Genomic DNA, 9,943 nt, shown 5'->3' on the forward strand with positions numbered 1-9,943 from the left:
AAAGACTGCAGGCAAACTCGAAATTTTCGAGTTTGTCTACAGTCTGAAATGCCCACCTGTGAGGTGGGCATTTTTTATATTACTGTTTGTTCACTTAATTGATTTTAGCTTACGATTGCGCTGCTGTTAAGTAGTCTATATTAAGGGTTATTATATTTACTGTTATGAAAAAAGTGCCAACTTAGAATATAGCGGTTAGTATTGGTGAATTTATACTAACATTACATATTTAATTAAAGACACCCATCTGGAACCATTCATTATTTTCATGAAATTCTAGGTAGAAATAATATTCTCCAAATTCCGTTTCTATTAATACACCTTTCGTCCAACCATACTCAACATCCAAACTACCATTGGTAATAAAATTAAAGTAATCGACAATTTCTTCTCTAGTAATCGATAATCCATTAGAAAGATAATTAACTGAAGTTATGTATATGTCATCAGGATTAGGAACGCTATACGAATCTGTATATTTATCATATTCTGCGTTGTCTATACCTAAATAGTAACCATTTTTCAAATCTATATAATGCCCACCATTATAAGTAATATTGGAATCGTCTACATTAAATTTTGCCATTGCCTCAGTGTATGGCATTCCTACATATGCATCTATGCCATTTAATTTCCCTAATGTTGCGTTACTTTGTAATGCTGGTTGTTCAAATACTAGAAAGTTACTCAAAGCTTCAGGCATATTCATTTCATTCATGTATTCAGATTTATTATCGTATTCAATCTCATATTCACTAGCATTACTGTCTATAAAGTTAACGATTTTACTACTAATCCAACCTTCTACGCCATGTTCATCACTTACTTTATACCATAATCTATTTTCACTATCTGTTTTCTGTTCTTCTAAATAAAGTAATAATTGGTCCTGTGAAACTTGCGATACGATATTCGAATTTAAATCTGGTAAATCTCGTACGTTAGCACCATCAGTATTAATAACTATATATTGACTATAATTGTTATCATTCGTATATAAATTACTCGTTTCGGATTCCTCCGACTTAATCAGTTCGCCAAAATAACCATAATAAACCGCAACTAATAATAAGATTATTGCTGCTAGTTTAAATGATCTTCTAAAGACAATTCTTAATAAATTGTACGGTTTATCTTTATCCCATCTACCGGAATATTGTATTGTTCCATTTGAAAATTGTACACCATGTCCAGATCGTTTATTTTTCTTCCAATCGCCAACATATGCTCCATGATATTTATCTATATATACATTAAATCCATTTGATAAATAACTATCCTTTATATAATTTGTAACATTGTAAGAAAATGAATCGTTATATGTTCGATTAAAATTACTATAATAGAGATAAATATATACTTGCCCTAATTTTTGAAGATTCGATTCAGTATGAAATTTATATATATTGTTTTTTATAAGATCGATACATGCTTGGAATTGTCCAACATGATTTAATATTTTTGCCTTTTCAAAAACATAATGGCTTTTGTTGTTACTGTATTGAATTGCTAAATCACACTCAAATAATGCTTTCTGTATATCTTTTTCTTGAATTGCTTGCTCGGCACGCTTAATATATAAATCTGGGTTTTCATCTATTACCTGTTCCACGCTTGTTATATTGGGAGTTCCAAACGCCATGTTTATTCACACCTTATTACTGACGATATTCAAATTCTTGAACTAACTTACCTTCTTTATTTATTTGTTGTAATACATCATTATCTATCTCATATGGATTTGCTTCAGCTTCCATTGTTACTTTATCAAACATAGTATCTAATCTATTTCTTTTTGTATAAATGACAGTTTGATTTTTAATAACATTCATGACCTTATCTATTTTAGTAACTGCCCTATGCATTCTATTTCGTGCCCCATATCCTAAATACTTCTCAACAAAATTTGCAGCAGTATTATTCAACCATCTTCGAATATCGTCCCAAAATGCTACAACCCCTGTTGCAACTACTGCCCCTACTAGTAATCCAACTATTATCCAACCTAACATATTAAACCCTCTCCATTAAAAAGTACTTAACAGCTTCAATCCCCCTCTTTGAAGCTGCATAACTGATTAAATTTTTGATACGAAGTGGAGCATACGGCACTCTTTCATCTTGTTTTGAAATGAGGGATACTTCATCATCTAAAAGTGAAATTTGTTCACTCTGCTTTATAAAATCTGGTATATATAGTTGCTCTGCTAAAAAAGTATTATTTAGTACTAATTTATTTATGGCTTTTATTGCTGATCCTATATTTCCACAAACCGCATAGGCAAAACAATCAGCTGAGTAATTTGCAAGTCTGCTCCAACGATGCATAATAATTTTCCATGAATCTTGTAAGATACTAACATCGAAAGCCTGATAATGGACTGCTTTTACTGATTCATCAATTAAAATATGATAATAAATATAGTTCATTTTTATAGAACACATTTCTCTAGCTAACAAAAAGTATAATTCATCTTCAGATAGATCAGTTACGGTTTTGGCGGATATTTCTATCCATGAAGGAGACAATCCTTTACTCTCTATCCCATAATAAAAATCTTCATATACATAAATAGAAGGAACTTCCATTCCAATTTGTTTTGCAATTTTTTGTGCCAATTCAAAAACAAAGGGAATTTGATGTTCAGTTACCTTCACTGTCTTTCCTAGTAAATCTGGTATCTGTTTCTTTTTTTCAAATTCTTCGTAATAATGCATAATTTCCTTTTCGAAGAAGCATAAATCAAGAAATTCCTTTAATGCGGTATCTATTTCAGGATGTTCAAATAGATCTTTACTAATCATTATTAATCTCTCCTAGTAAATGGCGTTAATCGATCTTTCACTTGGCCATATTTCCCGAAATAAGTTGTATGATTTCCGGTCTTTATACTCGATCCAATAAACCCACTACTAGTAAATCTTGAAGAAAAATTCCCATTATTGAACGTAATTCCACCATTTCTTCCGTCAAAGGGTAAGGTGATACTACCAAGTGACGTAGATGAACGGATAGATGTTAATCTATTTTTGTCATTATAAAAAAATGTAGTTTGGCTCATTATTTCACCCCTGACAATATCGTCAATATACTTTCTTCTATCCCACTTTCTATTAACAATCCTTTTTTCTCATATATTTCTTTCAAAATTATATGTAAGTCTTTATCTTCTGGTCTTTTCTCAACTGCTTTTTGTAGGAAGATAATTGCTTGGTCGTACTGCATTTCTTTATATAGCAAAATACCATAATATTTATTAATAATATAATGCTCAAGTAGTTTTCTATTTTGACTAAAATAATTATAAAAACGAAGAAAGGAAGATTTATAATTGTTTTGCTCAAAGTCTTTAATAGCCAATAAACAGTCTTTAAAGTCTATATTAATATTGTCTATTAGTTCTAAACAATAGTCTATATTTTGTGGATTATTTGAAGCATAAAAAGCTATTAAATACTTGACTTCTTGTTGCTCATATAAATATTGATTGAATAATTCGCTATCATTCACACTAAATAATATTTCTAATTCTTTTTGAATAGAAGAATAGTCCTTTTTTAACTGATCTATCATAACTTTAATCGTACCGTCATCTAGAAACTGGTTTTCATACACAACATCAGAGGAATCTATTATTCTTTTAGTAATTGAGTTTTTAAAACCTTGATATGTTTTTATAGATTTTTGCAAAAAATTAATTGATTCTTTTTCCATCTAATTAACCTCTAATTTCTGCAATTTCTTTTTCATATTGTTCTTTCGTTATTTGTTCTGTACTAATTTTTACCTCAGTTTTTTCAGGATATCTTTTTTGAATAAACTGATAGGCATTATCAAATTCTTCCCAAGTTACACTGTTTGAATTTTTTTCTAAGGCAAGGATAGCTGCTTGTAAAATAACATCTTTTATATCTGCTCCAGATATTTGTGTATATCTTTTCGCTAACAAAGGAATCGTTATTTCTTTATGTAATGGTAACTTTTTTGGTAAATGTGAAGTCCAAATTGCATTTCTACCTTTTTCATCCGGATATGTAAATTCAATATTCGCAAGAATCCTTCTTCTAAAAGCATCGTCATAATTTCCTAATAAATTCGTTGTGAAAATTACAATTCCTTCGAATTTTTCAATTTCAATCAACATGACACTTCTCGTAATATTTACTCCATAATCAGCTGATTGACTTACATTTGTTAATCTTTTTCCTAGAAAGGAATCCGCTTCATCAAAAACTAATACAGCATCATTTTCTTTTGCCATATTAAAAGCTTTACGTATATTTTTAGGTGTTTCCCCTACAAATTTCGATTCTAACTCTGCATAGTTAACAAAAAAGATTTTCTTATTCAATTGTTTTGCAATCGCTTCTGCAAGCATGCTTTTTCCGGTACCAGGTGGCCCAAAAAAGTTTAATACAATTCCGCTTCCTTTTTTGATTGTATCTTGCAATCCCCAATCTTCAAAAAGAAACTTACGGTTCTTTGAAAGAGATAATATTGATAATAGCTGGGATTTTGATTTTTCTGGAAGATAAACGTCTTCAATCTCGTATCTTGGATTCATTTGTTCGTAAATATTGTTAGTTTCCTCATTTTGAGTATCATTACTTTTTTCATCAAGAGACTCTAGTTCATTTTTTGAAAGTACTATTTTTTTTGGAACAGTATTGTACTTTGAGACATTTCTTTTTATTGCACTAGTAATCTCATCTATCATGTTAGAGATTAATACTTCATCTAATAAAATTTCCTCATGACCAATCTTTTTAAATGGTGTACCTTCTATTACAATTTGGCAAGTTTCATTCCCTATTACTATATTTTTTTTGATGTTTTTCAAAATGATCTCGTTAATTTCATTCCGCTTTCTAAACATTTTATAAGCACCCTTTTTAATCTTTAGTAAGGATATTGAATTCTATAGTATCCATTAATTTTTGTTTAATTAGTTAAATCATAATACAAATAATTGGATAATGTAACTTTTTGATGAGGAATTTCTACTTCTTATGTATTGATAAAATATTATAATGATTAAATAAACCATCCCACTAATAATGTTCTTACTAAAACAATAATAGTGGGATGGTTACTAAATTTGGCGTCATTTTTAGTAGAAATAATGGCTAAAGATATTTTTCGAACAGAATTCTCAAAAAAATGAACCCAGTACAATATGACTGAGTTCATTTTTTGTGTTTTTAGGCTAAATCTATTTTAAAAAGGCATTATTATATAACCTTAGCTGATAATTTCTCTTGCCACTAAAATGTGTCGATCTCCTTCTGTCATCGGTTCGTATCCTTTTTCAAGAAATGAGATAATCTGTTTCTTATTAGCTGTCCAACATTGAACAAGACCCCATATCCCCAATGTAATAGGATTCAAAAAGATCCATTTCACTAATTCGCCCCATTGTCCACGAAATAATGCAACCCATCCACCAAAGAAAAAAGTTGTCCATGAAAATCCTACTTTCATTTCCTTCGTTAATCCTACACCATTCTTTAATTTAACGTAATTCATTGAAGTTCACTCCTGTTGTAATAGTTACTCGTAATAAATTTAAGTCTATAAATATTGCAAAACTATGATATAAAATAATAAATTTAATAATTTCATCTTGCGTGTTTGACTTAAAGTTTACTTACACATATTACTACGTAATAATATAAAAGTATCCTGGTAAAAAATCTAACACTTAGCATTAATATAGTGAACAGAACAAGTTTATCCATATTGGTTATAAGCAAAATATAAAATTACACTTCATGGAATCAGTGCTGTTAAGCTTTAAAATAAAAATGAACCCAGTTTATAAACTGGATTCACTGTTATTAATTAGCTTTTTTCAATATGATATTTAGCCATTTTTATGGTGGAGCCCTTTTCTTAAATCCATCTGTAATTGATGTCTCGAAATTGCTAATTGATCAAAAAGTTGTATTAGAGCTTCTAAACTGTTCTCGGTTAAATCTATGAAGTGTAGGAAAATAGTAAACTTACTCTATTTTACAATTAGTAGTATAGTTGGGATTTATTAATGCGAACATACGTGCTATAATTTAGTTGTAATAGTTTGGTAACTCAAGGGTGGTTGGCTCACTCCTCTTTCTGACTGGGGGTGAGGCCATGACAGTATTCGAAGCACTGATGCTAGCAATTGCTTTTACTACATTAGTACTAATGATTCTGTCTTTTGAACATAAAAAATAACCCACCTTTGAGTTGACGGCTCCGGCGGGTTGTACACTCTAGTTAGCCAACCCCTTTGAAGGGACTGACTATTATATTATGACCGATTGATGTGCGACCATCAATTGGTCTTTTTTAATTTACTCGTGTTATGACTTTATTATACTAATTTGCTGTTTTTTTTACAAGGTCGTAAGCATCCGTATTCCTAAGTACCCATTCCATTGTTAATAAATAGTTTGCAGTTTCATTCGCAGCATTAATTGTATCAATACTTTCGTCAGTAAATAAAAATAACCCATCCTTGAGTTTGCAGGCACGGATGGGTTAATACTATCTTGCCAATCCCCTTGTAGGGACTAACTATTATGATTGACTACTTGATGCGGGAACATCAAGTAGTCTTTTTAAATTACGCTTTATCTTCCTTTATTATACAAAAACTCTTATGTTTAACAAGAACGTGTCTATATGATACAGCTCTCTTTTACATTGCAGTTATTCCACCGTCAATGACAAATTCAGAGCCTGTAGAATAGCTAGATTCATCTGACGCAAGGAATAGTACCATATTCGATACTTCTTCTGATTTTGCGATACGTTGAACTGGAATGTGTTTTGCAAACTCTTTTATTTGTTCTACTGCATCACCTTGTGTAACCATTGGCGTTTCAATAACACCAGGGTGAACAGAGTTAACACGAATTCCTAATCCACCAAGTTGAAGTGCTGCCGCTTTTGTGATTCCACGTACAGCAAATTTTGTGTCTGTGTACCCTATCGCACCACCAACAAGTCCATTTATGGATGAAATGTTGATAATTGAACCACTTCCTGCTTTTTGCATGGAAGGAACTACCGCTTTTATGCCTAAGAAGACAGATACTTGGTTAATATCAACGATTTTTCGATATTGTTGTTCAGTCATTTCCATTAGCGGCACACTCATGCTGATCCCCGCATTATTTACTAATATGTTAATTGGTCCAAAGGCTTCTTCTGCCTCAGTTATAACTTTAGCCCAGTCATCTGCATTCGTTACATCTTGCTTCACAAATCTAACGTTTGCTCCTAACTCATTCGCTAAAGCATTTCCACCTTCTTCATTGATATCCGTGAAGACTACTTTTGCACCTTCATTTACAAAAAGTCTTACATGAGACGCTCCCATACCTTGTGCCCCACCTGTAATCACTGCAACTTTATTCTCTAATCGACCCATAACAATTCCTCCATCCTATTGGGGAATGCTTTCTATTCTTCATTCCCATAAATGTTTTATTACTATGAAACCGCACTTCATCTAGATAAAGTAATGATAGACCATCTATCATTACTCAAATTGTAATCGAAATTTGATATAATTGCAAAACATATATATCCATGATAGCTAGAAATAGATGTAAACGAAGGAGATTGTTATGAACGCTTCCGACAAAACAGGATTACGAGAAAAAAATAGAAACAAACGTTATCAAAGTATTATCAAAACAGCTGAACGATTATTTGCAAGTTTTGGATTGGAAAATGTCAAAATGCAAGCGGTTGCTGATGAAGAAGGAATTGGGGTCGCTACTTTATTTCGATACTTTTCAAAAAAGGAGAAATTGATTGTCGCGGTTGCAACATCAATTATGGAAGAAGAACTTTTCCAATTTCAACGAATTGCGAATGAGCCACACAATGCGTATGAAAAGTTTAGTAAGATATTCGATTATCTAATGGAGAGTATTACCCACCCCTCCAAAAACTCTACGAAGTTTATTGATGCGTTCGAAAATTATGTAGCTATATCTACGCAAAGCTTGGAAGATATCGTTATCTATGACGAAGTTAGAGAGGAAATCTATGTCTTGTTGTTGAAAATCATGCAAGAAGGAGAAGTTGATGGATCAATTCGTAAAGGGATAAATATTAAGGAAACCATGATTTCCTTCATAAATAGTTTTGGTTTATTCTCTCGAAAGTTAGCACTTATGAAATCAGTTAACTATTACGATTTAGAAGTAAACCCGAAGCGACAATTAGAGATAATGAAAGAACTCTTCCTATCACATATTAAGGCTTAACAAGCATTGAAGGTGCTTTAGTGTAAAAATAGTTCTTACAAAATCACCCATTAAAAAACTACACCCAATTGCTAGTTGTTTCTAACAATCGGGGTGTAGTTTTTGTGGTTCAAAGGACTAGGAAATCCTCTGCCCCTTTTTTCAATTAATGACTAAGCTCACCTTCTACGTTTGGTCGGTTATCTTCACGAATGAATAGGACTGAAATTGTACCAATTACAAGTAATGCTCCAGCGAAGTAGAATCCTGCGTTTAACGAACCTGTAACATCTGTCAGCCAACCAGTTAAGTATGGTGCAATAATCGATCCACACATACCGATGAAGTTATAAAAACCAAATGCCGTACCTAATGATTGTTTTGGTGCGTTATCTGCAACAACTGCCACTAATACTGGGTTTGTACTAATCTTACCGAAAATACCATATCCGATTAATGCTGCATATAGTACCCACATATTATCGAAAGCTACAATAGATACAATCGCAATAATTGAAAGTGGCATCATTACGAGTAATACAGGTCGACGAGTTCCCATTCTGTCGGCAATCCAGCTGAAAAGAATCGAACCAGGAATTGCTGCCCAAGGAACTAACGAAGATACTACAGCTACTTCTGTTCCATCGATTCCACGTGCATGTTGTAAATAATATGGAATCCAAGTCACTACTACGAAGAACGCATAAATCGCACAGAAAATCGTAATGTAAGCACATATTAAATTTTTACTAAATAAATCTTTCACCTTAAGCTTTTCTTGAGGTGCGGCTTCAGAACCATCCTGAGCTTTTCCTTTTGGTCTATCTTTAATAATCCACCACATCGCTAAACCAATCAGAACAACTGGGATTGCGATAATGTAAAATGGAGCTCTCCAACTCATGCCAAGCGTACCAACTGTATAACTCGAAATGAAGTAACCAATGGATATCCCAAATGCCATACCGCTATTAATAATCGCACTACCTACAGTAATATGTTTCTTTGGAATTGCCTCCGTCGACAGTCCATATTGTGGTCCGTAATAGAATCCTTGGAAAATTCCAACGAATAACCATGCAATCATGAACAGTGTAAATGATGGCATCATCCCTGTAACTGCTGCTAAAATACCAAATAGAATGAACCCTGGTACAAGTACCTTTTTCTTACCGATCTTGTCCCCCATAATTCCTGACGGTACGTTTAACGCTGCATACCCAAGGAAGAAGATACTACTAATTAAACCGAGCTGTGTAGTAGATAAGCTAAACTCTGATTGAATATTGTTCATCACTGGGTTTAGAACCGAACGAGTTGCATAAATTGCAATCCAGCCTAAAAAGAAAACGGCTACAACTTTGACCCAATATGGAATTAACTCTTTTTTCTCTGTAACTGTTGAAAGCTCTTGTTTTGGAACAACTGCCATTTTATTTCCCTCCTAATTTATATTTATAGTAATGTTTAATAATATGAATATAACTATTTCAACCTCAATTAGACTATAGGTTATTTTGCATTACATCCGAATAAAAATGAAAGCGTTAACATTACAAAAACATTACAATCCATAAGTAAATTCGTATTCCCACGTATATCCCGTTTCAATAGCTCCTCATCAATTTTAGTATTTAATACTCGGCATATATCGAGTAGGAGACTAGCCATTATTTGGCTAGTCGACCTCTCACACCAC

The 9,943-nt window shown here is 32.4% G+C and carries 11 protein-coding genes; 1 reads left to right on the forward strand and 10 read right to left on the reverse strand.

The genetic code is table 11. The annotated features are described in order from the left end of the window. Positions 1-229: 229 nt before the first annotated feature. From CD29_RS18880 to CD29_RS18915, 8 genes are all read right to left on the reverse strand, one after another. The gene (locus CD29_RS18880; protein WP_036190484.1) at positions 230-1,642 is read right to left on the reverse strand and encodes an SH3 domain-containing protein; all 1,413 of its coding nucleotides are present in this window, start codon (positions 1,640-1,642) and stop codon (positions 230-232) included. A gap of 16 nt (positions 1,643-1,658) precedes the next feature. Beyond that, on the reverse strand, positions 1,659-2,012 hold the full coding sequence (locus tag CD29_RS18885; RefSeq protein WP_036190487.1) for a hypothetical protein: 354 nt from the start codon (positions 2,010-2,012) through the stop codon (positions 1,659-1,661). A 1-nt stretch (position 2,013) separates the two neighbouring features. Next, positions 2,014-2,805: a M48 family metallopeptidase gene (locus CD29_RS18890; protein ID WP_036190490.1), complete on the reverse strand. Its 792-nt coding sequence runs from the start codon at positions 2,803-2,805 to the stop codon at positions 2,014-2,016. 2 nt (positions 2,806-2,807) lie between these two features. Beyond that, positions 2,808-3,062, reverse strand: coding sequence for a hypothetical protein (locus tag CD29_RS18895; protein WP_036190493.1), 255 nt, complete (start codon positions 3,060-3,062; stop codon positions 2,808-2,810). Continuing rightward, on the reverse strand, positions 3,062-3,715 hold the full coding sequence (locus tag CD29_RS18900) for a tetratricopeptide repeat protein (RefSeq protein WP_036190496.1): 654 nt from the start codon (positions 3,713-3,715) through the stop codon (positions 3,062-3,064). The genes CD29_RS18895 and CD29_RS18900 overlap by 1 nt, the downstream gene beginning before the upstream one ends. Before the next feature lie 4 nt (positions 3,716-3,719). Next, the gene (locus CD29_RS18905) at positions 3,720-4,877 is read right to left on the reverse strand and encodes an ATP-binding protein (RefSeq protein WP_036190499.1); all 1,158 of its coding nucleotides are present in this window, start codon (positions 4,875-4,877) and stop codon (positions 3,720-3,722) included. A gap of 365 nt (positions 4,878-5,242) precedes the next feature. Further along, complete coding sequence (locus CD29_RS18910) at positions 5,243-5,527, reverse strand: hypothetical protein (protein ID WP_036190501.1); 285 nt, start codon at positions 5,525-5,527, stop codon at positions 5,243-5,245. 1,156 nt (positions 5,528-6,683) lie between these two features. Continuing rightward, positions 6,684-7,418: a glucose 1-dehydrogenase gene (locus tag CD29_RS18915; protein ID WP_036190504.1), complete on the reverse strand. Its 735-nt coding sequence runs from the start codon at positions 7,416-7,418 to the stop codon at positions 6,684-6,686. A 199-nt stretch (positions 7,419-7,617) separates the two neighbouring features. On the opposite strand from CD29_RS18915, the gene CD29_RS18920 reads away from it, so the two are divergent. Next, on the forward strand, positions 7,618-8,265 hold the full coding sequence (locus tag CD29_RS18920) for a TetR/AcrR family transcriptional regulator (RefSeq protein ID WP_036190507.1): 648 nt from the start codon (positions 7,618-7,620) through the stop codon (positions 8,263-8,265). Between the two features lie 145 nt (positions 8,266-8,410). On the opposite strand, the gene CD29_RS18925 is transcribed toward CD29_RS18920, so the two are convergent. Further along, entirely contained in the window at positions 8,411-9,676 is a 1,266-nt protein-coding gene (locus tag CD29_RS18925) for an MFS transporter (protein WP_036190510.1), read from the reverse strand. 80 nt (positions 9,677-9,756) lie between these two features. Continuing rightward, positions 9,757-9,943, reverse strand: a 187-nt coding sequence (locus tag CD29_RS20620; RefSeq protein WP_211277469.1) for a hypothetical protein, incomplete at its 5' end; no start/stop codon positions are given.

This window comes from Ureibacillus manganicus DSM 26584, from assembly GCF_000772945.1.
Lineage (GTDB): Bacteria > Bacillota > Bacilli > Bacillales_A > Planococcaceae > Ureibacillus > Ureibacillus manganicus.